This window comes from Amycolatopsis sp. NPDC049252, from assembly GCF_043197175.1.
Classification (GTDB): domain Bacteria; phylum Actinomycetota; class Actinomycetes; order Mycobacteriales; family Pseudonocardiaceae; genus Amycolatopsis.
This window is the reverse complement of sequence record NZ_JBICSQ010000008.1, coordinates 178,974-202,230: the sequence shown is the minus strand read 5'-3', so window position 1 is coordinate 202,230 and position 23,257 is coordinate 178,974. Positions and strand designations below refer to the sequence as shown.

Sequence of the window (23,257 nt, the reverse complement as noted above, 5' to 3'; positions counted from 1 at the left end):
CTCCTGTGCTTTCTACAAGCGGGTGCGGTGCCGGGCAGTCAGCTCTTCGAGCCGCGGCACCAGGTCGTTCGGGCTGGGGGCGGAGAGGACTTCGCCGCGCAACGCGACGGCCCGGCGGCGGAACTCCGGCTCGGTGAGCAGCCGCTGCACGGCGGCGCGGACGGTCTCGCCGGTCGCCTCGGTGGTGTGCATGGCCAGCCCGGCGCCGTGTTCGGCGAGCTTGCGGCCGAGGATCGGCTGGTCGAAGTGGTAGTGCACGGCCAGCTGCGGCACCGGGTAGCGCGACGTCGTGAGCAGCGTCGCCGCGCCCGCGTGGTGCACGATCGCCGCGCAGGTCGGCACCAGCGCGTGCCACGGGACGTAGGACACGACGCGGACGTTGTCCGGCAGCGTCCCGAGCTTCTCCTGCTCGGCCTCGGCGACGGTCGCGACCACCTCGACGTCCAAAGTGGACAGTTCGGTGAGGACGTCCCGCAGCGGGACGGTGTAGCCGGTGAAGATCTCCGTCGCGGTCAGGCCGAGGGTGAGGCCGACGCGTGGGCGTTCCGGCGGCCGCTTGAGCCAGTCGGGGATCACCGCCGGGCCGCCGTAGGGGACGTACTGCGTGCGCACGTAGTCGAGGTCGGCGTGCTCCTGCAGGCTCGCCGGGAACTGGTCGATCGTGAAGTGCCCGGTGGTCATGTCCTCGGTGAAGGCGAAGCCGTACTTGCGGCCGTACGCGCCGAGCCAGTCGGCCAGCGGGTCTTCGTCCTGCTTCGCGCGCAGGAAGTGTTCGCGGGTCAGACCGAAGACGTCGACGCTGAACAGCATCCGCGCGTGCGCCGCGCCGCACGCCTTGGCCGCGATCGGCCCGGCGAGGCAGAACGGCTCCCAGATCACCAGGTCCGGTTGCCAGGCCTGCGCGAACTTGACGAGCCCGGCCAGCATCGGCACGTTGTCCGGCCGGTGGATCGACGCGACCGCGTGCTCCTGCTTCTCGACGAGGTCGTCCTCGTTTCCGTCGAGGACGTCCCAGGGCGACGGCAGCCCGGCGCGTGACTGCTCCAGCAGCTCGGGCCGGGTGCCGCGCCACTTGTCGACGTCCCGCCCGACCGGCACGGCGGTGAGCCCGGCCTGGGTGATGACGTCGGCGAACCCGGGCTGGCTCGCCACCCGCACCTCGTGCCCGGCGGTGCGCAGCGCCCACGCCATCGGCACCAGGTACAGGAACGTGCTCTTCTCCGGGTTGACCGCGAACAGAACGCGCATGGTCGGCTCCTAGCGGGTTCGGTGCTTGCGGGTGAGGGCTTCGATTTCGGGGACCAGGTCGTTGGGGCTGGGGAGCGCGCGGATCTCGGTCTGGAGGCGGCGGGCCGCGGTGGTGAAGCTCGGCTCGTTGAGCAACCGCAGCACGCCTTCGCGGACGTTCGCGCCCGTGACCTGCGTCGGGTCGAGGTTGAGGCCGGCGCCCTGGGCGGCGAGGCGGTGGCCGAGCGTCGGCTCGTCGAAGTGGAACGGCAACGTCAGCTGCGGGACGCCGTAGGGCGCGAACGCCGTCAGCGTGCCGAACCCGGCGTGCGTGATCGCCGCGGTGCACGTCGGGGCGAGGGCGTGCAGGGCCACGTACGGGACGAGCCGCGCGTTGTCCGGGATCCGCGCCAGTTTCGCCTGCTCGGCCTCGGCGACCGTCGCCACCAGCTCGATGTCCAGGTCGGCGAGGGAGTCGAGGATGTCCTGGACGTTCACCGTGTACCCGGAGAAGTAGCCGGTGGCGCTCAAACCCATGGTGAGGGCGACGCGCGGGCGTTCCGGTGGGAGCTGCAGCCAGCGCGGGACGACCGCCGCGCCGCCGTACGGGATGTAGGGCGTGCGCAGGTAGTGCAGGTCGGACTCGGTCTGCAGGCTCGCCGGGATCTGGTCGATGGTGAACTGCCCGACCGTCATGTCCTCGGTGAACTCCGCGCCGTACTTGCGCGCGTACCCGCCGAGCCAATCGGCGAGCGGGTCGTTCCGGCCGTCGCGGATGCTCAGGAAGTGCTGTCGGGCAAAGGCGTAGACGTCGACGCCGTAGAGCAGCCGGGCGTGGGCGGCGCCGCACGCCTTGGCCGCGATCGCGCCGGCCGGGGTGAACGGCTCCCACACGACGAGGTCCGGTTCCCAGTCGCGGACGAAGCCGACGAGCGCGGACATGATGGCGAACGTCTCGAACCGCGCGCCCTCGGCGACCTCGGTGAACGCGCGGTGGGCGCGGTCCCAGTCGGTCGAGTCCGGCTCGTCCAGCACGGCGTACGGGTCCGGCAGCCCGCGGCGGGCCTCCTCCAGAGCCGCGCTGTCCATGCCCATCGCGAGCAGCAGCCGCGGGATGCCGAGGTCACGCCCGAGCGGCACGGCGGTGAGCCCGGCCTGGGTGATCTCGTCGGCGAAGGCGGGCTGGCTCGCGACGCGCACGTCGTGCCCGGCGGTGCGCAGCGCCCAGGCCAGCGGCACCATGCTGTTGAACACGGTCGTCCCCGGGCTGACGGTGAACAGGACGCGCATCACGACCTCCTGCGGTATTTCGCGGCCAGCTGGTCGGCGACCTCGTTGGGTGTGGGCATGGCTCGGATCTCTTCGCTCAGCGCTGCCGCCCGTGCGCGGAACGCGGCTTCGGAAAGCAGCCGGGCCACGGCGTCCGCCACCACTGCACCGGTGGCCTGGTCGGCGCGGACCGTGAGTGAACCGCCTTGTGCGGCGGCGCGGGCGGCGAAGACCGGGCCGTCGAAGTCCCAGGGCGTGCACAGCTGCGGAACGGCGTGGCGCGCGGTCGTCAGGAAAGTCCCGAAGCCGCCGTGGGAGACGACGGCCGAGCACGACGCCGCGAGGGCTTCGAGCGGGGCGTACGGCACGATCCGGACGCCGTCGGGGATGCTCGCCAGCTTCGCCTTCTCGACGTCCGGCAGGGTGGCGACGACCTCGACGTCCAGCTTGACCAGGTGGTCCAGCACGTCCTGCACGGCCACCGAGTAACCGGCTTCGTGGTCGGTGAGGCTGATCCCCATGCTCAACGCGACGCGCGGCTTCTCCGGCGGCTCGCGCAACCAGTCCGGAATGGACGCCGCGCCGCCGTACGGAAAGTATTGCAGCGGCACGGTTTCCAGTGACGTCGGCAGCCGCAGCGACGCCGGGAGCTGGTCGATCGTGAACTGCCCGGTGACCATCTCCTCGGTGAACTCGCCGCCGTGCTTGCGGGCGTACGCGCCGAGCCAGTCACCCAGCGGATCGCCGGCGGCGGGAAACGACCGCGTGACGCCGAAGACGTCGGTGCTCCACAGGATGCGGCCGTGCGCGGCGCCGGACGCCAGCGCGGCGATCGGGCCGGCGAAGCAGAGCGGCTCCCACAGCACCAGGTCCGGCTCCCAGGCGCGCGCGAACTCGACCAGGCCGCCGATCATCGGGAAGGACGCGGGTTTGTGCCAGTAGTGCAGGATCGCCGCGTATGACTCCTCGAGGTACTTCGGTGTCGCCTTCTCCGGGAACTCCGCGACCTCGTACGGCACCGGCAGCCCGTAGGCCGGCCGCCACTGGGTGCCGCGGTAGTCGGGGTGGCGTGGCATGAGGTCCCACAGGTCGCCGTCGCGGCCGACCGGCACCGCCGTCAGCCCGGCCTGGGTGACGACTGGCGCGAACTTCGGCTGGCACGCGACCCGCACCTCGTGCCCGGCGGTGCGCAGCGCCCAGGCCAGCGGCACCATCGGCAGGAGGTGCGCCTTCTCGGGGTTGGCGGCGAAGAGGACTTTCATGCGATGGCTGCTTTCGCGACCCGGTGGGCGAGCTGGTCGGCGACGTCGTTGGGCGTCGGCATGGCGAGGATCTCGTCGCGCAGCCGGTGGGCGCCCTCGGTGAACTTCGGTTCGGTGAGCACGCGCAGCAGCCGGTTGCGCAGCACCCCGCGCGCCGACGCCTGGTGGACGTGCAGCGCCAGCCCGGCCCCCTGCGCGGCGACGCGCTTGGCGAGCGCGGGCCCGTCGGCGTTCCACGGCACGATGACCTGCGGTTTGCCGTGCAACGCCGTCGTCGCGAGGGTGCCGTAGCCGGCGTGGTGGATCACGGCGGTACAGGTCGGGACCAGCGCGTGCAGCGGCACGAACGAGACCATCCGCACGTTGCCCGGGACCTTTCCGAGCTTCTCCTGGACGCTCTCCGGGATGGTCGCCACCAGCTCCATGTCCACATCGGACAGTTCGTCGAACAGGTCCTTGAGGTCGACCATGTCGCCGCTCGACTCGGCGATGCTGATGCCCATGGTCAGCGCCACCCGCGGCTTCTCCGGCGGTGTGCGCAGCCAGGCCGGCAGCACGGCGGGGCCGCCGTAGGGGACGTACCGCATCGGCACGTATTCCAGGTCCGCCTCCGCGCGCAGTGACGGCGGCAGCAGCGAGATCGTGAACTCGCCGGTGACCAGGCGTTCGCTCCACGGGACGCCGTACTTGCCCGCGGCCGGCGCCAGCCAGTTCTTGAGCGGGTCTTCGGCGCCTTCGGGGCTGAGGCGGGTGAAGTGGTCGCGGGTGACGCCGAAGGTGTCGAGGCTGAACAGCAGCCGCGCGTGCGCCGCGCCGACGGCCTCGGCCGCGATCGCCCCCGCGTACGTCGACGGCTCCCAGATCACCAGGTCCGGCTGCCACGCCTGGGCGAACTCGACCAGGCCGGGGAGCAGCGGGACGTTGCTCATCTTGTGCCACTTGGTGACGTGCAGCTGGTAGCCGTCCCGGAGGTACTCGTAGGAGACGTCCTCGGGGCGCCAGTCGACGGTGTCGTAGGGCACCGGCAGGCCGTTGAGGCCGACGCTGAACCAGTTCGTGTCACGCGCCATCAGCTGCCACAGGTCGCGGTCCGGCCCGACGGGCACGGCGGTGAGCCCGGCCTGCGTGACGACGTCGGCGAACTTCGGCTGGCACGCGACGCGCACCTCGTGGCCGGCGGTGCGCAGCGCCCAGGCGAGCGGCGCCATGGCGAGGAAGTGGGTCTTCTCCGGGTAGGTGGTGAACAGGACGCGCATGGCCTCATCCCTCGGTTAGCTGGTGGGCGACGTCGTTGGGTGACGGCATCGCGAGCATCTCGTCGCGCAGGCGGGCGGCGCCCTTGGTGTACGCGGGTTCGTGCAGCAGCCGGACCAGCGCGTCGCGGATGCCTTCGGTGGTCGCTTCGGTGGCGTGGATGGAGATCCCGGCGTCCTGGGCGGCCAGCCGGGCGCCGAGCGTCGGCTGGTCGACGTCCCAGGGCAGGGTCAGCTGCGGGATGCCGCGCAACGCCGTCGACGCCAGGGTGCCGACGCCGGCGTGGTGGATGGCGACCGAGCACGTCGTCAGCAGGGCCGTGAGCGGCACGAACGGGACCAGGCGTGTTCGCGAGGGGACTCTGCTCAGCCGGGTCTCGGGGGTGACCGTGGCGACCAGTTCGACGTCGAGGCCGTCGACCGCGTCGAGAACGTCCTGGAGGTCCACCGGGTAGCCGCCGGTGCGGTCGTGCGCGGTCAGGCCCATGGTGAGTGCGATGCGTGGGCGCGAGGGTGGCGTCGAGAGCCAGTCCGGGACCACCGCGGCGCCGCCGTAGTTCACGTATTGCATCGGGACGTGCTTGAGCAACGCCCGGTGCCGCAGGGACGCCGGGAGCTGGTCGATCGTGAACTGCCCGGTGATCATGTCCTCGCTGAACTCGCCGCCGTACTTGCGTGCGTACGCCCCCAGCCACTCGCCGAGCGGGTCCGGCGCGCCGTCCGGCCGCAGCCGCAGGAAGTGGTCGCGGGTCAGGCCGAAGACGTCCTCGCCGATGAGGATCCGGCCGTGTGCGGCGCCGCAGGCCTTGGCCGCGATCGCACCGGCGTACGTCGTCGGCTCCCACAGCACCAGGTCCGGCCGCCACCACCGGGCGAAGTCGACGAGGTCGGTGATCAGCGGGACGTTGCTGGTCTTGTGCCAGCGCACGGCGATGTCGCGGTAGCCGCGCAGCACGTGCTCCCAGTCCGGGGTGGACAGTGCCGCCGCGTCGTAGGGCGCAGGCCAGCCGGTCTCGACGCCGAACAGGTGCCCGGGTCCGGTGCGGCGCAGCAGGTCCCACAGGTCGCGGTCGTGCCCGACCGGGACGGCGGTGAGCCCGGCCCCGGTCACCGCCCCGGCGAGCTTGGGCTGCACCGCCACCCGGACGTCGTGCCCGGCGGTGCGCAGCGCCCACGCGAGCGGCACCATCATCAGGAAGTGGGTCCGCTCGGCGTAGGTGGTCAGCAGGACGCGCATGTCACCGCGCCCGGTGCTTCACGACGAGCTCTTCGATGCGCGGCACGGCCTGGTTCGGCGTGGGCAGCGCGAAGATCTCGTCGCGCAGGGCCACCGCCCGGTCCTGGAACACCTGCTCGGTGAGCAGCCGGTCGATCGCCGTGCGGAACTTCTCCGGCGTGACCTCGGAAACGTGGATCGACAGCCCGGCGCCCTGCTTCTCCAGCATCTTGCCGAGCGTCGGCTGGTCGTAGTGGTAGGGCAGGGCCAGCTGCGGCACCGGGTGGCGCGCGGTGGTGCCCATGGTCGCGGCGCCGGCGTGGTGGACGACGACCGAGCACGTCGGGGCCAGCGCGTGCATCGGCGCGAAGTCGACGATCCGGGCGTTGGCCGGCGTCTTGCCGAGCAGCGGCTGCTGGGACGCGGCGACCGTGGCGACCACCTCGACGTCGAGGTCGGCGACGGAGTCGAGCAGGTCGCTCAGAGGCACGTTGTAACCCCGGTAGACCTCGACGGCGCTGTTGCCCATGGTGATCGCGATCCGCGGCTTCGCCGGCGGCGTCTGCAGCCACTTCGGGACGACCGAAGCGCCGTTGTAGGCGATGTACTGCGTCCGCACGTACTCCAGGTCGGCCTCGTCCTGCCAGCTCAGCGGGAACTGGTCGAGCGTGAAGTCGCCGGTGAACATGTCCTCGGTGAAGTCGAAGCCGTACTTGCGGGCGTAGGCGCCCATCCACTCGGCGAGCGGGTCGCGGCGCTGGTCGGCCGGCTGCGCGTCCCGCAGCTTCACGAACTGCTGGCGCACCTTGCCGAAGACGTCGACGCCGAACAGCAGCCGCGCGTGGGCCGCGCCGCACGCCTTGGCCGCGATCGCGCCGGCGAAGCTCAGCGGGTCCCAGACGACGAGGTCGGGTTCCCAGTAGCGGGCGAACTCGACGAGCCCGGAGATGATCGGGAAGTTGCCGTACTTGTGCCACTCGATGCCCTCGTTGGCCATCGTCGACACCATGTGTTCCCAGGTGGCCTTCTCGGGCTCTTCGTAGACGTCGTAGGGCGCCGGAATGCCCGCGCGTTCGTTTTCGACGCCGCGGGTGCGCGCGGCGACCTTGTGCATGTCGCGGCTGTGCCCGACCGGAACGGCGGTCAGCCCGGCCTGCAGGACTTCGTCGACGAACTCGGGCTGGCTGGCGAACCGGACTTCGTGCCCGGCCGTCCGCAGCGCCCAGGCGATGGTGAACATGTACTTGTAGACGGTCCGGGGCGGGTTGGAGACGAACAGGATGCGCATGGCTTTCCTCCGGTCAGCGGGCTTCGGATGGCGAGGGAGCGGCGGCCAGCAGGCGCAGCACACTCGCGCGGACGGCGGGGCTCGACGTCCGGGAGCTGCGCCGGTACCGGGTGGCGAGGTCGCGGAGCGCCGGGAAGGCCGGGCGGCCGGGGCCGGGCCGGGTGGTCCTCATGCGTTTCTCCGGGCGGCGAGGGCTTCGAGCGCCTGGACGACGTCGTTGGGCGAGGGGGTGGCGGCCATCCGCGCGGCGAGTTCCCGCGCCCGGGCTGCGAACGACGGCTCGTCCAGCAGCCGCAGGACGCCCGCGCGGACGGCCTTGCCCGACACCTCCGCGCCGGTCAGGGTCAGGGCCGAGCCGTGGACCGTCGCGCGGCGGGCCAGTTCCGGCTCGTCGAACTCCCACGGCACGGCCAGCTGCGGGACGCCGTACCGGGCCGTCGTCAGGTAGGTGCCCGGGCCGGCGTGGTTGATCACCGCGGCGCACGTCGGGACGAGCGCGTGCAGCGGCACGTACGGCACGATCCGGGCGTTGGCCGGCACGTCCTCGACCTTGGCGGCTTCGGCGTCGGGCAGGGTGGCGACGATCTCGGCGTCCACATCGGACAGTGCGGCCAGGATGTCCGGGACGCTCACCGTGTAGCCGCCGAAGTGCTCGGTCGCCGTGGTGCCCAGGGTGAGGCCGATCCGCGGCCGGTCGGTCCTTCGCTTCAGCCAATCCGGGACGCTGGCCGCGCCGCCGTACGGGACGTACTGCACCGGCAGCGCCGGCAACCGCGTGTCGAGGCGGATCGGGTCCGGCACCGGGTCGATCGTGAACTGGCCGGTGATCAGTTCCTCGTCGAACGCGAAGCCGTACTTGCGGCCGTACCCGGCGATCCACTCGGCCAGCGGGTCGGGACCCGGGCCCAGGGCGAGGAACCGTTCGCGGGCCGCGCCGAAGACGTCGATGCTCCACAGGAGACGGCCGTGCGCCGCACCGCACGCCGCGGCCGCGATCGCGCCCGCGTACGTCGTCGGCTCCCAGATCACCAGGTCCGGCTGCCATGCCCGCGCGAACTCGACCAGGCCGGTGACCAGCGGGAAGTTGTTCTGCTTGTGCCAGAGTTCCAGGATCGACGCATAGCCGGCAGCCATCTCCTCGCGGGTACCGACGCCGGAAACCGCGGCGTCATAAGGAGACGGCAGGCCGACGCGCTCAGCTTCGGCCAGGTCGGGGTAGGCCTCGGTGAGCCGTCGCCAGTTGCCGACGCCGCGGCGCCCGACCGGCACGGCGGTCAGGCCGGCGCCGGTGATGACGTCCTCGAAGCCCGGCTGGGTCGCCACCCGCACCTCGTGCCCGGCGGTGCGCAGCGCCCACGCGAGCGCGACCATCGGCTGGAAGATGGTCTTCTCCGGGTAGGTGGTGAGCAGGACGCGCATGGTCTCTCTTCCGGTCAGCGAGCGCGGTACTTGGCGGTGATCTCTTCGAGTTCCGGCACGATCTCGTTCGGCGACGGCAGCGCGTCCATTTCGGACTGGAGGCTCGCGGCGCCGCGGCCGAAGGACGGGTCGTCGAGCAGCTGCCGGACGCTCGCGCGGATCGTCTCGGCGGTGGGTGCGCGCAGGTCGATCCCGGCGCCGGCACGGGCCAGGCCGGCGGCGAAGATCGGCTCGTCCAGGTGGTGCGGCACGCACAGCTGCGGCACGCCCGCCCGGGCGAACGTGGCCAGGGTGCCGAGCCCGCCGTGGTGGACGGCGGCCGCGCACGTCGGCGCCAGCGCGTGCAGCGGGACGTACGAGACCAGGCGGACGTTCGACGGCACCGCGCCGAGCCCCTGAGCCGTCGCCACCACCTCGATGTCCAGATCGGACAGTCCGGAAAGGACGTCCGAAAGGGACAGGTGGTACCCCCCGAAGATCTCGGTGGCGCTCAGTCCCATGGTCAGCGCGATCCGCGGGCGCTCGGGCGGACGTTGCAGCCAGTCCGGCACCGACGCCGGGCCGCCGTAGGGAACGTACTGGAAACGCAGGTACGGCAGGTCGGCTTCGAGCTGGAGGCGGCCCGGAACGTGGTCGAGGGTGAAGTCCCCGGTGACCATGTCCTCGCCGAACTCGAAGCCGTACTTGCGGCCGTACCCGGAAAACCAGTCCTCGAACGGGTCCGGCTCGTCGCCGCGCAGCCGCAGGTAGTGGTCGCGGACGCCGCCGAAGAGGTCGACGCTCCACAGCATCCGCGCGTGGGCCGCGCCGCACGCCCGCGCGGCGATCGCGCCCGCCTGGCTCAGCGGCTCCCACACGACGAGATCCGGCCGCCAGGCCCGGGCGAACTCGACCAGGTCGGCCACCATGGGGAAGTTGCTCACCCGGTGCCAGCCGCGCACCGCCTCGGTCAGCCCCGGTTGCAGGTAGCCGAGGTTCTGCTTGGCGACGTCGTCGAAGGCGTCGTACGGCGGCATGATGCCTTCGCGCATCGCCTCCGTGCCGCCGGCGCGCGTCTCGGTGATCCGCCAGAAGTTCCGGTCGGACCCGACCGGCACCGCGGTCAGCCCGGCCTGGGTGACGACCGGCGCGAACCTCGGCTGGCACGCCACGCGCACCTCGTGCCCGGCCGTCCGCAGCGCCCAGGCGAGCGGGACGAGGTGGTAGAAGAACGTCTTCTCCGGGTAGGTGGTCAGCAGGACCCTCATCGGACGCGCGCCTCGATCTCCGGCACGATCGCGTTCGGCGACGGCAGCCCGAGGATCTCGTCGCGCAGGTCCACCGCCCGGTCCTTGAAGGACTGTTCGGTCAGCAGCCGTTCGACGCTCTCGCGGATCCGCGCGCCGGTCGCACGGTGGGTCGGCAGCTCCAGCCCGGCCCCGTGCTCGGCCAGCTTGCGGCCGAGGAACGGCTGGTCGTAGTGGTGGTGCAGGGCCAGCTGCGGCACCGGGTGCCGGGACGTCGTGGCCATCGTCGCCGCGCCGGCGTGGTGGACGACGACCGAGCACGTCGGGGCGAGCGCGTGCCACGGCACGTACGAGACTATCCGCGTGTTGTCCGGGATCCGCGTCAGCTCCGCCTGGGCCTTCTCCGCGACGGTCGCGACCAGGTCGATGTCGAGGTCGGCGAGGGCGTCGAGGGCCTCCTGGACGCCGACGGTGTAGCCGTTGAAGTGCTCGGTCGCGGTCAGCCCCAGGGTCATCGCGACGCGCGGGCGCTCCGGCGGCTTCGACAGCCAGTCCGGCACCACGGCCGGGCCGCCGTACGGGATGTACTGCGTGCGCAGCACGTCCAGCTCGGTCGCGGGCTGGAAACTGGCCGGGAACTGGTCGATGGTGAACTGCCCGGTCGTCATGTCCTCGGAGAACTCGGCGCCGTACATCCGCGCGTACCGGCCGAGCCACGCGCCGAGGTGGTCGACGCGGCCGGGCTCCTCGGCCAGCCGCCGCCGGTACTGCTCGCGGGCCGCGCCGAAGACGTCCACCCCGAACAGGAGACGCGCATGTGCCGCGCCGCACGCCTTCGCGGCGATCGGCCCGGCGTAGCAGAACGGCTCCCAGACGATCAGGTCCGGCTGCCAGGCGCGGGCGAGCTCGACGAGCCCGCCGATCATCGGGTGGTTGGTCAGCCAGTGCCAGCCGCGCACCGCGTCGGCCATGCCCGGCTCGAGGTACTCCCAGGTGGCGCGCTCGTAGTCGTCGAAGACGTCGTACGGCGCGGGCAACCCGGCGCGGCCCTCTTCACGGCCGTCGTCGTCGCTGAGGCGGCGGTTGCGGGGGTGCCCGACCGGCACCGCGGTGAGGCCGGACTGCGTGATCACGTCCGTCAGCGCGGGCTGGCTCGCGAAGCGGACTTCGTGGCCGGCGGTGCGCAGCGCCCACGCCATCGGCGCCAGGTACAGGAAGACGCTCTTCTGCGGCGTGGTGGCGAACAGGACGCGCATGGTGCTCCTTTCCGGGGGCTCAGCGGGTGCGGTGCTTGGCGGTCAGCTCTTCGAGCGTCCCGGCCAGCTCGTTCGGGGTCGGCAGGGCGAGGATCTCGTCGCGCAGGTCGCCCGCCCGGTCCTTGAACGACTGCTCGGTGAGGAGCCGCGAGACGGCGTCGCGGACGTTCGGCCCGGTCGCGTCCCCGGTGTGGAACTCCAGCCCGGCCCCGTGTTCGGCGAGCTTGCGGCCCAGGTAGGGCTGGTCGAAGTGGAAGTGCAGCGCCAGCTGCGGCACCGGGTGCCGGGCGGTGGTGGCCAGGGTCGCCGCGCCCGCGTGGTGCACCACCGCGGCGCACGTCGGGGCGAGCGCGTGCCACGGCACGTACGGCACCATCCGGACGTTCTCCGGCATCGGCGGCAGCAGCTCCTGGACGTCCGCGGCGACGGTCGCCACCACCTCCGCGTCCAGTTCGGACAGTCCCAAGAGGATCTCGGACAGCGGGACGTTGTAGCCACCGAAGACCTCGGTCGCGGTGAGGCCCAGGGTCAGCGCGACCCGAGGGCGTTCCGCGGGCCGCTTCAGCCAGTCCGGCACCACCGCGGCCCCGCCGTAGGGCACGAACTGCACGCGCGCGGTGTCGAGCCCGGCGTCCAGGCTCAGCGACGCGGGCAGCTGGTCGATGGTGAAGTCGCCGACGGCGAGGTCCTCACCGGCGTCGAAACCGTACTTGCGGGCGTAACTCCCGAGCCAGCCGGCGAGCGGGTCGACGCGGTCGGCCGGCGCCTGCCGGGCCTGCGCCCGCAGGTAGTCGACGCGGGTGGCACCGAAGACGTCGATGCCGAACAGGAGCCGGCCGTGGGCCGCGCCGCACGCCTTGGCGGCGATCGCCCCGGCGTAACAAAGCGGTTCCCACAGCACGAGGTCCGGCTCCCAGAACCGGGCGTAGCCGACGAGGTCGGCGATCATCGGGAAGTTCGTCAGCCGGTGCCAGCCGTTGACCGCGGCCGTCATCCCGTCGCGCAGGTAGTCCCACGACGCACTGCCGGGCGCGTCGAACAGGTCGTACGGCGCGGCCACCCCGGCGCGCAGCGCGGCACGCTCCTCGGGCCGGTTTTCGGTGATGCGCCACGGGTCCCGGTCGTGCCCGACCGGGACCGCCGTCAGCCCGGCCTGGGTGATCGTGCTCGCGAACCGCGGCAGGCTCGCCACGTGCACCTCGTGGCCGGCGGTGCGCAGCGCCCAGGTGACCGGCACCAGGTAGTTGAAGATGCTCTTCTCGGCGGGCAGGACCAGCAGGACGCGCACTCCTACCCCCTCAGACGCTCTGCGCGACGGCGTCGCGGGCCATCACCACGGCGAGGTTCTCCAGGCCCTGCTCCAGCGTGACGCGCGGCGCCCAGCCGGTCGCGTTCTGGAAGCCCGACGGGTCGAGCACGAAGTCGAGCAGGTCGGTCGGCATCGAGTGGTCGGCCGGCTTGACCGACACCACCGGCACCGGCTCCCGCCCGGTCTGCGCGGCGACGACCTTCGCGACCCCGCCGAACAGGTCCGCGACGCTGGTCGCCAGCCCGGTACCGACCAGCCAGGGGCGGCCGTCGACGGCGTCCGGCTGGTCGAGGGCGGCCAGGAAGGCGCGGGCGACGTCGTCGACGCACACCAGGTCCCGCTTCACGGTCCCGTCGTGCCACATGGTGAGCGGCTCGCCGGCGAACGCGCGGCGCATCATCGTCGAGACGACGCCGCGGTCGAGCGCGGGGGAGTCGGAGCCCTGCGTGTAGAGCGTCGCCAGCCGCAGGGACGCCCCGCGCAGCAGCCCGGCCTCGACGGCGTCGCGGATCGCGTGCTCGGCGTCCAGCTTCTGCCGGTCGTAGGTGGTCAGCGGCTGGTCGGGTTCGGTGCCGTCGATCCGGCCCGAGATCGAGCGCCCGGCCTGCGACATCGACCCGGCCAGCAGGACCACCGGCGGGTTCGCCGGCCGCTGGTCCTTCACGGCGGCGACGAGGTCGTGCACCAGCCCGAGGTTGACGCGCTCGGCGACCGGGTCGTCCGACGACACCCGCCAGGTGCTGGCCCCGGCGATGTGCGCCACCAGGTGGATCACCGCGTCGGCGCCCTCGACGGCGTCGGCGACGGCCCCGTCGGCGGTCAGGTCGGTGGTGCGGACGTCGATGTCGGCCCGCGCCCCGGCCGGGACCGTGGTCGGCCGGCGCCCGGCGAGGCGCAGCCGGACCGGCCGGGCGGCCAGTTCGCGGGTGATGGCGGTGCCCAGGAGCCCGGACGAACCGAGCACCGTGATCAGCGGTCGTGCCTGTTCGCCCACGGCTTCTCCTCCAGTTTCGCGTCACGGTGAATGAGTGGAAAGGCTCTTCCGGGAACGGAAGGATTTCTTCGGCCGGTGAGCTGCCCGAAGTCTAAGACAGCTTTGCCGCCGTACCCAAAGAATTGCGCGGTCATTTCGACACGGTCACTTCGCGGTGTTCGTCCCAGCGCTTTTCGCCGGTCGCCACGGGCAGGGTGTCGATGTCGCGCAGGTCCTCCGCGTTCAGCCGCAGCCCGGCCGCGCCGACGTTCTCCGCCAGCCAGCGCAGCCGCCGGGTGCCCGGGATCGGCACGACGTTGTCGCCGTGCGTGGTGAGCCAGGCGATCGCCACCTGCGCCGGCGTCGCGCCGTGCCGGGCGGCGACCCGGTGCAGGCCGTCGACGATGCGCTGGTTGCCGGTGACCGCGGCGGCTTCGAACCGCGGGTCGCGCCGCCGCGAGTCGCCCGCGACGAGCTCGTCGACGGCGACCCGCCCGGACAGGTAACCCCGCCCGATCGGGCAGCAGGCGAGGAAGCCGACGTCGTTCTTCCACGTCCAGGGCAGGATCTCGTCGAGGTTCCGGCGTTCCCACACCGACAGCTCGTACTGCACCGCGGCGATCGGGAAGAGCGCGTGGATCTGCTCCAGCTCTTCCACGGTCGCGTGCGAGATGCCGAGGCCGAGGACCTTGCCCTCGGTGACGAGCTCGGCCAGCGCGCCCCACGACTCGGCCAGCGGCACGTCGGGATCGACGCGGTGCAGCTGGTAGAGGCCGATCGCGTCGACGCCCAGCCGGCGCAGCGAACCTTCGCAGGCCTCGCGGAGGTATTCGGGGCGCCCGTTGCGTTCCAGGGTGCCGTCGGGCCGCAGGACCAGCCCGACCTTGGTGGCGATCGTGGTCCGGGCGCGGAACGGGGCGAGCACCTCGCCGAGCAGCTGCTCGTTCGTGAACGGGCCGTAGACGTCGGCCGTGTCGAACACGGTGACGCCCAGGTCGACCGCGTGCCGGAGCACCCGGGCCGACTCTTCGTGGTCCCGCGCGGTCCGGGCGGGCCCGTAACCGTAGGACATCGAACTGCAGCCGAGCCCGATCTCGCCGACGGAAAGCGTTTCGGTGAGCCGTGTGTGCCGCATATTCACCTCCGATAGCCACAAGGGCGATTCATGGAGCGTCCGATCGCGGAGCGAAATGCGAATCGGCCGGGGGAGTCCCGGTGCCGGAAAGGAATTCGTGCGCGAGTTCCGGGTCGGCGCCGGCGACGAACGCGAGGGCCTGCCCGGTCCCGGCGTCGATCGCGCGGTAGTAGCGGTCGCCGGCCGCGGTCGGGACGCCGATCGTCATCCGCGAGCCCAGGCGCTGGAAGATCGTCTGCCGCAGCCGCCAGCCGAGCACCGCGCGGGTGCGCAGCACGGTCGTCGAGCGGCCCGCCGCGCCGCTGCGCACGACCAGGTAGGGGCCGACCAGCGCGTGGCCCAGCGTCCGGTAGGCGACCCAGGCCAGCGCCCAGGTCAGCGGCAGGAGCAGCAGGGGCAGCGGCCACCACGACGGCGGCACGACGCCGGTCGTGCCGAGCCAGGCGAGCAGGCCCGCGACGGCCGCCGGGCCGTAGGTCGCCCAGTACAGCCGCCGCCGGAACGCGCCGACGGGGTGGCGCAGCAGCGGTGCTTCGAGGGGCTGGTGGCCGTCCGGGAAGACGAAGCTCGCCGCGTGCCGGGCGTCGCGCAGCGGGGTGCGCGGCAGGATGTTGGCCGACTCGTTGAGCGACGCGTTGAGCCCGGTCGTGATCACCTTGGTCTCGGCCAGCCGCATCCACCGCCACAGCAGCGGTTCGTGCAGGTGCAGGCCCCGGATGCGGCGGTCCTCCCGGTGCACGGTCTTGGTGGTGAACAGGCCCTGCCGCGTGCGCAGCTCGGTACCGTCCTCGCCGCTGGTCGTGCGGACCAGCTCGAAGTTCCAGTGCTTCGCGGCGAAGTCCAGGCCGAGGGAGAAGTACCCGAGGACGAACGTGATCACGACGGACGCGCCGATCGTGCGCCACACGCCGAGGTTCGCCCAGCGGATCAGGCCGGCGACGACGTCGATCAGGTCGACGGCGAACGTCTGCATCGTGAAGTACAGCGAGACGAGGAAGAGGACCCCGGCGAGGATCGCCCAGACGTGGAAAACGTTGTACCACAACCAGATCCAGCGCAGCCGGGCGATGACGACTTCGCGTTCCTCGGGCGCCTCGGCGTCGCGGGGGATCAGGTCGTGCCGCAGCTGCGCGGCCATCTCCTTCGAGAGCGCGTCGAGCTTGAACGCGGCCGAGAAGTGCTTGCCCTCACCCGATCCGACGTGGACGACCCGCAGTTTCACCAGGCGGTGCCGCAGTTTCGCGCTGCTGCTGACGCTGCGGATGCGGTCGCGTTGCACGTGCCGCTCTTCGCGGACCAGCAGGCCGGTGCGGCGCTCGACGCGTTCGGGTGTCACGCGGTAGCGGGTGAACAGCCAGCGCCACAGGTCCCGCAGGGTCATCAGCGCACTGATGCCGCTGACCACCAGCAGCGGCCAGACCGGGCCCGAGTCGTAGAGGAAGTAGCTCGTGATGCTGATGGCGAAGGAGATCGTGAACTTGGCCGCGTTGACGTAGAAGAGCTTGATGTCCAGGCGCAGCCAGGGAAGCTCGCTCTCGCCGGCGGGCGCGGGGGTCACGGGCTCGGTCGTCGCTTCCGCCGTCACGTCGCGTCCCCGGGCGTGGCCTGGGCGATCTCGTTGAGCCGGCGGACCGCCTCCTCGGCGATCGGCGTCTCCAGACCCTCGATCTTCACGTGCCCCTCGTGCGAGGCCGTGGTGACCTTGATGGTCGAGAGGCCGAGCAGCTGCTCGATCGGGCCCTGCACGGTGTCGATGCTCTGGATCCGGGACACCGGGACGATCCGCCACTCCCGGGTGATCCAGCCGCTGAGCGAGTAGACGGCCGCGTCGGTCGTTTCCCAGCGGTGCACCAGGTACCGGTAGGTCGGCATGAACAGCAGGTTCACCAGGAAAAGCCCGGCGACGCCCCAGGTGATCGGGTCGAGCCAGGTGCGGATGCCGGCGAAGACGATGTGGAGCGTGACGAGCACGCCGAGCACGCCGAGGCCCCAGAAGAGCGTGTTCAGGGTGCGCCACAGGATGAACCGGCGCGCGAGCCGGTGCCGCGGCGGCCGGACGGCGAGGGGTTCCTGCCGGACCGGGAGCACGGGCCGTGAAGAATCCTTGGTGGAGTGGTCCATCGGCTGAGGCGTCCGATCTGTGAGGAGAACCGTGTCTCGCCGGCGGGACCCGGTGTGCGGGCCCGGGGCGCCCGCACACCGGCGCCCCCTAGGCCTCGGTGGCCGGAGCGGCGGCGTCGGGGGCCGCCGTTCCGGTTGCCGGGGCCGGGGTTTCGGCGGCGGCGTCGGCGTCGGCCGGGGCCGCGTCCTCTTCGGCGACGATCTTCACGATGTAGGCGGCCAGGTCGCGGAACTCCTCGCCCTCGGTGAAGTCCTCGAACTTCTCCAGCAGCTTCCGGTCCGTCGTGTTCTCGACCTCCAGCAGGACCTGCACCACGGAAAACGAGTCGAGGTCGCGCAGGCTCTCCGGTTCGGGCATGTCGGGCTGCTCGGCGCAGATCATCCGGGCGATCTCCCGGACCATCTCCTCGACGTCGTCGACATTGGTGAGGTCGACTTTCGTGGCGTTCTCTGACATGACAATTCAGCCCTTCCGCTTAATCGTCCGTGTGGCCGCGCGGCGAATCCTTCCCCGGATGCGGGGTGACGCGCTCCGGGCGAATGCCCCCAGTCGGCAGCCGGAACCCGGCCGAGGTTAGCCAGCCCTCCGGCCCCGGTCAACAACACCGTGACGGTCGTTGTCCCGCCGGCGGGACGCGCCGGTAATGCGCGTCGAATGATGGCCGGCAAGGCTGTGACAGCCGAGCGGAAGTGTGCTTCCATGACTCCGGCGGCGCGATGCGGTAAACCGAATAATCGTCGCGCCGAATAGCCCATGTGTTGCGGCGACCCGGAAGTTCACCGGGAATTTCGCCCGCGTCGTACGAGCCCTGTCCGGTCGTGCCACGGCCGATCCCCTGGAGGTGACCCGCCCTGATGGCTCAATATGTCTGGGGTTATTTGCCGGAGTACGAGAAAGAACGGGACGACATTCTCGACGCCGTCGACACGGTCTTCCGTTCCGGCAAGCTCGTGCTCGGCCCGAGTGTGAAGGCGTTCGAAGAGGAGTTCGCCGCCTACCACGGTGTCGAGCACTGCGTCGGCGTCGACAACGGCACCAACGCCATCGTCCTCGGCCTGCGCGCCCTCGGCGTCGAAGCCGGCGACGAGGTGATCACGGTGTCCAACACCGCGGCGCCGACCGTGCTGGCGATCGACCAGATCGGTGCCGTGCCGGTGTTCGTCGACGTCCACCCCGGCACGTATCTGATGAACGTCGAGCAGGTCGAAGCGGCGATCACCGAGCGCACGCGCTGCCTGCTGCCGGTGCACCTGTACGGCCAGTGCGTCGACATGGCGCCGCTGGAAGCGATCGCGGCCAAGCACGGCCTGCCGATCCTGGAAGACTGCGCGCAGGCGCACGGCGCCCGGCACCACGGGAAGATCGCCGGGTCGATGGGCCAGGCCGCGGCCTTCTCCTTCTACCCGACCAAGGTGCTCGGCGCCTACGGTGACGGCGGCGCGACGATCACGTCCGACGCCGAGACCGAGGCGAACCTGCGGCGGTTGCGCTACTACGGCATGGAGAAGGTCTACTACGTCGTCTCCACGCCGGGGTACAACAGCCGGCTCGACGAGGTGCAGGCGGAGATCCTGCGCCGCAAGCTGACCCGGCTCGACGACTACATCGCCCGCCGCCGGCTCATCGCCGAGCGCTACGCCGAGGCCTTCGCCGGCACCGACCTCGTGACGCCGGCACTGGCCCCGGGCAACGACCACGTCTACTACGTCTACGTGGCTCGGCACCCGTTGCGGGACAAGATCATCGAGCGGCTCAAGCCCGAGGGCATCGAGCTGAACATCAGCTACCCGTGGCCGGTGCACACGCAGTCCGGCTTCGCGAAGCTCGGCTACCGCGAAGGTGCGCTGCCCGAGACCGAGGCGGCGGCCCACGAGATCTTCTCGCTGCCGATGTACGCGTCGCTGTCCGACGTGGACCAGGAACGGGTCGTGGAAAAGGTGCAGGCGGTGCTGGCGAAGCTCTGACCGCGGCGCGGTCGGGGTTACCGACGAGACAGGAGAGCTCACGAGCATGAAGCGACTCGCGGTGCTGCACCGGGAACTCAACCCCGGGCCCGAAACCACCGGCGGCAGCATGATGTCCATGGTGGAGTTCCATGACTGGTGGGCGCAGCGGACGGCGGCCGGGCGCTTCGCCGTCGACCGGATCCCGTTCGCCGAACTCGGCGACTGGCAGTTCGAGCCCGGCACCGGGAACCTCGGGCACAAGAGCGGGCGCTTCTTCACCATCGAAGGCCTGCAGGTGCGCGAGGGCGGCGTCCCGACGTGGTCCCAGCCCATCATCAACCAGCCCGAGATCGGCATCCTCGGCATCGTCGTCAAGGAGTTCGACGGCGTGCTGCACTGCCTGATGCAGGCCAAGATGGAGCCGGGCAACGTCAACACGCTCCAGCTGTCGCCGACGGTGCAGGCCACGCGCAGCAACTACACGCAGGTGCACCGGGGCGCGACCACGCGCTACCTGGAGTACTTCGTCGGCGCCGGCCGCGGCCAGGTACTGGTGGACGTGCTGCAGTCGGAGCAGGGCGCGTGGTTCTGGCGCAAGCGCAACCGCAACATGGTCGTGCTGGTCACCGGCGACGTCGAGCTGCACGAGGACTACTGCTGGCTGAGCCTGGCCCAGATCGGCGAGCTCTCCCACCGGGACAACCTGGTGAACATGGACGCCCGCACGGTGCTCTCGTGCATCCCGTTCGCCCTCCCCGACGGCGACGGCGCGACCGGCGAGGACTTCCGGGACGCGCTCGTGCGCTCCTACCAGTACGCCGGCGAGGACGCGCCCGGCCCGGCCCTGCACACCGCGGGGGACATCCTCAGCTGGTTCACCGAGGCCAAGACGCGCTGCGACTGGTCGGCCCGGCTGACGCCGCTGTCGGCGACGACGGGCTGGCACCGCGACGAGGACGAGATCACCGACGACGCGGGGGCGAACTTCCGCATCATCGGCGTGCGGGTCGAGGCGGGCACCCGGGAGGTCAAGGCCTGGCGGCAGCCCCTCCTCCACCCCAGGGGGGAGGGGCACGCCGCCTTCCTCGCCCGGCGCGTCCGCGGCGTGCTGCACCTGCTGGTGCAGGCCCGCCCGGAGTACGGGCTGATGGACATGGTCGAGATGGCGCCCACCGTGCACCTGCTGCCCGGCCAGGACGCGTCGTCGATCAAGGAGCCCTTCCTGCGGGACGTGCTCGAGGTCGGCGGGGTCAAGACGCACTACGACCAGAAGCTCTCGGAAGAGGGCGGCCGGTTCTACCACGCGCTGACCCGCTACCAGCTGATCGAGGTGGGCGACGAGTTCCCGGTCGAGGTGCCGCCGAACTACTGCTGGATGACCGTGCGCCAGCTGATCGACCTGCTGCGCCACGGGCACTACCTCAACATCGAGGCCCGCAGCCTGCTGGCCTGCATCCACAGCCTCTGCTGAAGCCCGCCCCCGCCATTGCCGCCGGAGGAAAACCGCACCGGGAAAGGAAGTTCGCGTGCGATTGCTGTTCACGACCGCGCCGTTGCGCGGCCATCTGTTCCCCCTCGTGCCGCTCGCCTGGGCGGCCCGGGCGGCCGGCCACGAGGTCCTGGTCGCCACGACCGAGGCGTTCGCGCCGGTCGTGCTGCGGTGCGGGCTGCCGGTCACGTCCTGGGGTGCCGCGCCCGACTTCGTCGAGCTGGTCGGCGGCGAACCGCCGGTGACCGCCGGCGGGGCCGGGATCCGCCGCGCCGAGCACGGCCACGCGTTCGGGCAGATCGCCCGGGCCTGCCTGCCCGGCGCGCGGAAGCTGGTCGGCGCGTGGCGGCCCGACCTCGTCGTCGGCGAGCGGGCGGAGTTCGCCGGCCCGCTGGCGGCCGCCGCCCACGACGTCCCGGTCGTCGAGTACCACTGGGGGGTCGCGCCGCTGACCGAGTACGGCCGGGCGGCGGCGATCGAGCTCGCCGCGGCGCCGCCGGACCCGGTCGCCACGCTCGATCCGTGGCCGCCCGGCATGCGGCTGCCGCACGCGTCCGGCCACGAAGGCGTCCAGGGCGGGTCGTTCAACGGCGACGTCCGGCTGCCGGACTGGGTGCTCGAGCCGCGCGAGCGGCCGCGGGTGTGCGTCACCTTCGGCACGGTGCTGCCCGGGATGGCGGCCCTCGGGCTGCGCGAGACGGTGGCCCCGATGCTGAAGCTGCTCAAGGAGCTCGACGTCGAGCTGGTGGTGGCCGCCGCCGACGACGTGCTGGCGGACTGGCCCGAGCTGGCCGCCGCGGCCGACCGCGCCGGGCGGCTCCCGCTCGCCCAGGTGCTGCCGGCCTGCGAGGCCATGGTCAACCACGGTGGCCAGGGCACCGTGCTCACCGCGCTGGAGGCCGGCTGCCCGCAGCTGGTGCTCCCGCAGTTCGACGACCAGTTCGACAACGCCGCGGCCGTGGCCGCGAGCGGCGCGGGCCTGCAGCTTTCCCTGGACGAGATCTCGCCGGAGCGGGTGGCCGAAAGGTGCCGCGCGCTGCTGGACGAGCCCGCCTTCACCACCGGCGCGGTGCGCGCCGCCGCCGCGGTCCGGGCCCAGCGTTCGCCCGCGGAAGTCGTGGGCCTGCTGGAGAAACTGGTCGCGGCATGACGAACTCTTTCTGGGACGAATTGGGGAGCTGGTAGCTATGCCGGGCGGAATGCGGATCGAAGAGACCAAGGTCCCGAATGCCTTCAGGCTGTTCCCGGAGCAGTTCCCGGACCAGCGGGGCCGGTTCCACGAGGCGTTCCGCGCGGACGCCCTGTCGGACCTGATCGGCTACCCGTTCGTGGTCAACCAGGTGAACTACTCCACGAGCCGCCGCGACACCGTGCGCGGTATTCACGGCACGACGCTCCCGCCGGGCCAGGCGAAGCTGGTCACGTGCGTGCGCGGCGCGGTGATGGACGTCGTGGTGGACCTGCGCGTCGGCTCGCCGACGTTCGGCGTCTACGACGTCACCTACCAGGACGAGGACTCCGGCACGGCGGTCTACCTGGCCGACGGGCTGGGCCACGCCTTCCACGCCCTGACCGACGACGCGTGCATGAACTACCTGTGCTCGCAGAACTACGTGCCGGGCACCATGCTCGTGCTCAACCCGATGGACCCGGACATCGGCATCCCGTGGGAGCTGACCGGGCCGCCGATCATGTCCGAAAAGGACGCGAACGGGATCGGCCTCAAGGAGGCGGAGTCCGAAGGGCTGCTGCCGACCTACGAGGAGTGCCTCGCGCACTACGCGGCACTGGGGGCGGGCGCCCCCGCGGCGCACGCCTCCTGACGAGCCCACCGACCTCCCCCATCCCGACGAGCAGCGGAGTTTCTGCCGATGACGAGTTACCAACCGGCCCAGCGGCTGCGCTTCGGGGTGATCGGGTGCGCGGACATCGCCTGGCGGCGGACGCTGCCGGCGATGGAGACCGACCCGGCGATCGACGTCGTCGCGATCGCCAGCCGCGACGGCGAGCGGGCCCGGAAGTTCACCGACCGCTTCGGCGGCACGCCCTACGCCGGCTACCAGGCGGTGGCCGAGCACGAGGACGTCGACGCCGTCTACATCCCGCTGCCGCTGATGCTGCACGCGGAGTGGATCGAACGGTGCCTCGAAGCCGGCAAGCACGTGCTGGTGGAGAAGCCGATGACCGACGGCGGCAAGGAGTCGGCGCGGCTGCTCGACCTGGCCCGCGAGCGCGGCCTGGTGCTGCTCGAGAACTACATGTTCCTCTACCACTCCCAGCACGCGGCGGTGCGCAAGCTGCTCGCCGACGGCGCGATCGGGGACCTGCGCGGCTTCCACAGCGCGTTCACGATCCCGCCGAAGCCGCCGGGGGACATCCGCTACCAGGCGGACGTCGGCGGTGGGGCGTTCCTCGACTTCGGCGGCTACCCGATCCGCGCGGCGCAGCACCTGCTCGGCCGGGACCTGTCGGTGGAGGGCGCGGTGTTCCGCCGCGACCGCGCGCTCGACGTCGTGATGTCGGGCAGCGTGCTGCTGGCGTCACCCGAAGGCGTGCCGGCCCAGCTGACCTTCGGCATGGAGCACTCCTACCAGAACAGCTACGCCCTCTCCGGCAGCACCGGGCGGCTGTCGCTGGACTGGGCGTTCACCCTGCCGGAGACGCACCGGCCGGTGCTGCGGATCGAACGGCAGGACCACCGCGAAGAGGTGGTGCTGGCGGCCGACCACCAGTTCGCCGGGGCGATCCGGGCCTTCGTCGAAGCGGTCGTCACCCAGGCGCCGCTGCGGGAGGAACACGACGGGACGCTCGAACAGGCCGCCCTGATCGAACAGGTGCAGCGGGTCGCCCGCAACGTCTGGATCTGA

Annotated in this window: 21 protein-coding genes; 5 read left to right on the top strand and 16 right to left on the bottom strand. The window is 71.7% G+C overall.

Annotation, left to right across the window (positions count from 1 at the left end):
- Positions 1-12: 12 nt before the first annotated feature.
- From ACGFMK_RS13985 to ACGFMK_RS13910, 16 genes are all read right to left on the bottom strand, one after another.
- The gene (locus ACGFMK_RS13985) at positions 13-1,248 is read right to left on the bottom strand and encodes an activator-dependent family glycosyltransferase (protein ID WP_392761950.1); all 1,236 of its coding nucleotides are present in this window, start codon (positions 1,246-1,248) and stop codon (positions 13-15) included.
- A 9-nt stretch (positions 1,249-1,257) separates the two neighbouring features.
- Complete coding sequence (locus tag ACGFMK_RS13980) at positions 1,258-2,517, bottom strand: activator-dependent family glycosyltransferase (RefSeq protein WP_392761948.1); 1,260 nt, start codon at positions 2,515-2,517, stop codon at positions 1,258-1,260.
- The gene (locus tag ACGFMK_RS13975) at positions 2,517-3,758 is read right to left on the bottom strand and encodes a nucleotide disphospho-sugar-binding domain-containing protein (RefSeq protein ID WP_392761945.1); all 1,242 of its coding nucleotides are present in this window, start codon (positions 3,756-3,758) and stop codon (positions 2,517-2,519) included. Before ACGFMK_RS13975 ends, ACGFMK_RS13980 begins: the two co-directional genes overlap by 1 nt.
- Entirely contained in the window at positions 3,755-5,014 is a 1,260-nt protein-coding gene (locus ACGFMK_RS13970) for an activator-dependent family glycosyltransferase (protein ID WP_392761943.1), read from the bottom strand. Before ACGFMK_RS13970 ends, ACGFMK_RS13975 begins: the two co-directional genes overlap by 4 nt.
- Positions 5,015-5,018: 4 nt before the next feature.
- Positions 5,019-6,248 carry an activator-dependent family glycosyltransferase gene (locus ACGFMK_RS13965; RefSeq protein WP_392761941.1) on the bottom strand — a complete coding sequence of 410 codons (1,230 nt, stop codon included), beginning with the start codon at positions 6,246-6,248 and terminating at the stop codon, positions 5,019-5,021.
- Between the two features lies 1 nt (position 6,249).
- Positions 6,250-7,515: an activator-dependent family glycosyltransferase gene (locus ACGFMK_RS13960; RefSeq protein ID WP_326958670.1), complete on the bottom strand. Its 1,266-nt coding sequence runs from the start codon at positions 7,513-7,515 to the stop codon at positions 6,250-6,252.
- 13 nt (positions 7,516-7,528) lie between these two features.
- Positions 7,529-7,687 carry a hypothetical protein gene (locus tag ACGFMK_RS13955; RefSeq protein ID WP_392761939.1) on the bottom strand — a complete coding sequence of 53 codons (159 nt, stop codon included), beginning with the start codon at positions 7,685-7,687 and terminating at the stop codon, positions 7,529-7,531.
- Positions 7,684-8,934, bottom strand: coding sequence for an activator-dependent family glycosyltransferase (locus ACGFMK_RS13950; protein ID WP_392761938.1), 1,251 nt, complete (start codon positions 8,932-8,934; stop codon positions 7,684-7,686). The genes ACGFMK_RS13955 and ACGFMK_RS13950 overlap by 4 nt, the downstream gene beginning before the upstream one ends.
- 14 nt (positions 8,935-8,948) lie before the next feature.
- Positions 8,949-10,181 (bottom strand): activator-dependent family glycosyltransferase, encoded by a 1,233-nt coding sequence (locus ACGFMK_RS13945; RefSeq protein WP_392761936.1) that lies wholly within the window; start codon positions 10,179-10,181, stop codon positions 8,949-8,951.
- On the bottom strand, positions 10,178-11,416 hold the full coding sequence (locus tag ACGFMK_RS13940; protein WP_392761935.1) for an activator-dependent family glycosyltransferase: 1,239 nt from the start codon (positions 11,414-11,416) through the stop codon (positions 10,178-10,180). Before ACGFMK_RS13940 ends, ACGFMK_RS13945 begins: the two co-directional genes overlap by 4 nt.
- A 19-nt stretch (positions 11,417-11,435) precedes the next feature.
- Positions 11,436-12,704, bottom strand: a complete 1,269-nt coding sequence (locus tag ACGFMK_RS13935; protein WP_392761934.1) for an activator-dependent family glycosyltransferase — start codon at positions 12,702-12,704, stop codon at positions 11,436-11,438.
- A gap of 10 nt (positions 12,705-12,714) precedes the next feature.
- The gene (locus ACGFMK_RS13930; RefSeq protein WP_392761932.1) at positions 12,715-13,719 is read right to left on the bottom strand and encodes an NAD-dependent epimerase/dehydratase family protein; all 1,005 of its coding nucleotides are present in this window, start codon (positions 13,717-13,719) and stop codon (positions 12,715-12,717) included.
- 130 nt (positions 13,720-13,849) lie between these two features.
- Positions 13,850-14,833 carry an aldo/keto reductase gene (locus ACGFMK_RS13925; RefSeq protein WP_392761930.1) on the bottom strand — a complete coding sequence of 328 codons (984 nt, stop codon included), beginning with the start codon at positions 14,831-14,833 and terminating at the stop codon, positions 13,850-13,852.
- Between the two features lie 28 nt (positions 14,834-14,861).
- The gene (locus ACGFMK_RS13920; protein ID WP_392761929.1) at positions 14,862-16,418 is read right to left on the bottom strand and encodes a PH domain-containing protein; all 1,557 of its coding nucleotides are present in this window, start codon (positions 16,416-16,418) and stop codon (positions 14,862-14,864) included.
- Positions 16,415-16,954, bottom strand: a complete 540-nt coding sequence (locus tag ACGFMK_RS13915) for a PH domain-containing protein (protein WP_392761927.1) — start codon at positions 16,952-16,954, stop codon at positions 16,415-16,417. Before ACGFMK_RS13915 ends, ACGFMK_RS13920 begins: the two co-directional genes overlap by 4 nt.
- A gap of 88 nt (positions 16,955-17,042) precedes the next feature.
- Entirely contained in the window at positions 17,043-17,411 is a 369-nt protein-coding gene (locus tag ACGFMK_RS13910) for a hypothetical protein (protein WP_392761925.1), read from the bottom strand.
- 398 nt (positions 17,412-17,809) lie between these two features.
- On the opposite strand from ACGFMK_RS13910, the gene ACGFMK_RS13905 reads away from it, so the two are divergent.
- Genes ACGFMK_RS13905 through ACGFMK_RS13885 form a run of 5 tightly spaced genes read left to right on the top strand, consistent with a single transcriptional unit; the run spans position 17,810 to position 23,257 of the window.
- On the top strand, positions 17,810-18,919 hold the full coding sequence (locus tag ACGFMK_RS13905) for a DegT/DnrJ/EryC1/StrS family aminotransferase (protein WP_392761924.1): 1,110 nt from the start codon (positions 17,810-17,812) through the stop codon (positions 18,917-18,919).
- 46 nt (positions 18,920-18,965) lie between these two features.
- Entirely contained in the window at positions 18,966-20,372 is a 1,407-nt protein-coding gene (locus ACGFMK_RS13900) for an NDP-hexose 2,3-dehydratase family protein (RefSeq protein WP_392761921.1), read from the top strand.
- 55 nt (positions 20,373-20,427) lie between these two features.
- Positions 20,428-21,540 (top strand): nucleotide disphospho-sugar-binding domain-containing protein, encoded by a 1,113-nt coding sequence (locus ACGFMK_RS13895; RefSeq protein ID WP_392761919.1) that lies wholly within the window; start codon positions 20,428-20,430, stop codon positions 21,538-21,540.
- Between the two features lie 49 nt (positions 21,541-21,589).
- A complete protein-coding gene (locus ACGFMK_RS13890; protein ID WP_392761916.1) occupies positions 21,590-22,213 on the top strand; it encodes a dTDP-4-dehydrorhamnose 3,5-epimerase family protein in 624 nt (207 codons plus the stop codon).
- A 48-nt stretch (positions 22,214-22,261) separates the two neighbouring features.
- Positions 22,262-23,257, top strand: a complete 996-nt coding sequence (locus ACGFMK_RS13885; RefSeq protein ID WP_392761914.1) for a Gfo/Idh/MocA family protein — start codon at positions 22,262-22,264, stop codon at positions 23,255-23,257.

Bases quoted from the DNA above. Each gene is read 5' to 3' on its own strand.
- ACGFMK_RS13980 (WP_392761948.1), bottom strand. From the start codon at position 2,517: ATGCGCGTCCTGTTCACCGTCAGCCCGGGGACGACCGTGTTCAACAGC.
- ACGFMK_RS13905 (WP_392761924.1), top strand. From the start codon at position 17,810: ATGGCTCAATATGTCTGGGGTTATTTGCCGGAGTACGAGAAAGAACGG.
- ACGFMK_RS13915 (WP_392761927.1), bottom strand. From the start codon at position 16,954: ATGGACCACTCCACCAAGGATTCTTCACGGCCCGTGCTCCCGGTCCGG.
- ACGFMK_RS13910 (WP_392761925.1), bottom strand. From the start codon at position 17,411: ATGTCAGAGAACGCCACGAAAGTCGACCTCACCAATGTCGACGACGTC.
- ACGFMK_RS13940 (WP_392761935.1), bottom strand. From the start codon at position 11,416: ATGCGCGTCCTGTTCGCCACCACGCCGCAGAAGAGCGTCTTCCTGTAC.
- ACGFMK_RS13970 (WP_392761943.1), bottom strand. From the start codon at position 5,014: ATGCGCGTCCTGTTCACCACCTACCCGGAGAAGACCCACTTCCTCGCC.
- ACGFMK_RS13890 (WP_392761916.1), top strand. From the start codon at position 21,590: ATGCGGATCGAAGAGACCAAGGTCCCGAATGCCTTCAGGCTGTTCCCG.
- ACGFMK_RS13945 (WP_392761936.1), bottom strand. From the start codon at position 10,181: ATGAGGGTCCTGCTGACCACCTACCCGGAGAAGACGTTCTTCTACCAC.
- ACGFMK_RS13900 (WP_392761921.1), top strand. From the start codon at position 18,966: ATGAAGCGACTCGCGGTGCTGCACCGGGAACTCAACCCCGGGCCCGAA.
- ACGFMK_RS13950 (WP_392761938.1), bottom strand. From the start codon at position 8,934: ATGCGCGTCCTGCTCACCACCTACCCGGAGAAGACCATCTTCCAGCCG.
- ACGFMK_RS13960 (WP_326958670.1), bottom strand. From the start codon at position 7,515: ATGCGCATCCTGTTCGTCTCCAACCCGCCCCGGACCGTCTACAAGTAC.
- ACGFMK_RS13965 (WP_392761941.1), bottom strand. From the start codon at position 6,248: ATGCGCGTCCTGCTGACCACCTACGCCGAGCGGACCCACTTCCTGATG.
- ACGFMK_RS13885 (WP_392761914.1), top strand. From the start codon at position 22,262: ATGACGAGTTACCAACCGGCCCAGCGGCTGCGCTTCGGGGTGATCGGG.
- ACGFMK_RS13975 (WP_392761945.1), bottom strand. From the start codon at position 3,758: ATGAAAGTCCTCTTCGCCGCCAACCCCGAGAAGGCGCACCTCCTGCCG.
- ACGFMK_RS13955 (WP_392761939.1), bottom strand. From the start codon at position 7,687: ATGAGGACCACCCGGCCCGGCCCCGGCCGCCCGGCCTTCCCGGCGCTC.
- ACGFMK_RS13925 (WP_392761930.1), bottom strand. From the start codon at position 14,833: ATGCGGCACACACGGCTCACCGAAACGCTTTCCGTCGGCGAGATCGGG.
- ACGFMK_RS13985 (WP_392761950.1), bottom strand. From the start codon at position 1,248: ATGCGCGTTCTGTTCGCGGTCAACCCGGAGAAGAGCACGTTCCTGTAC.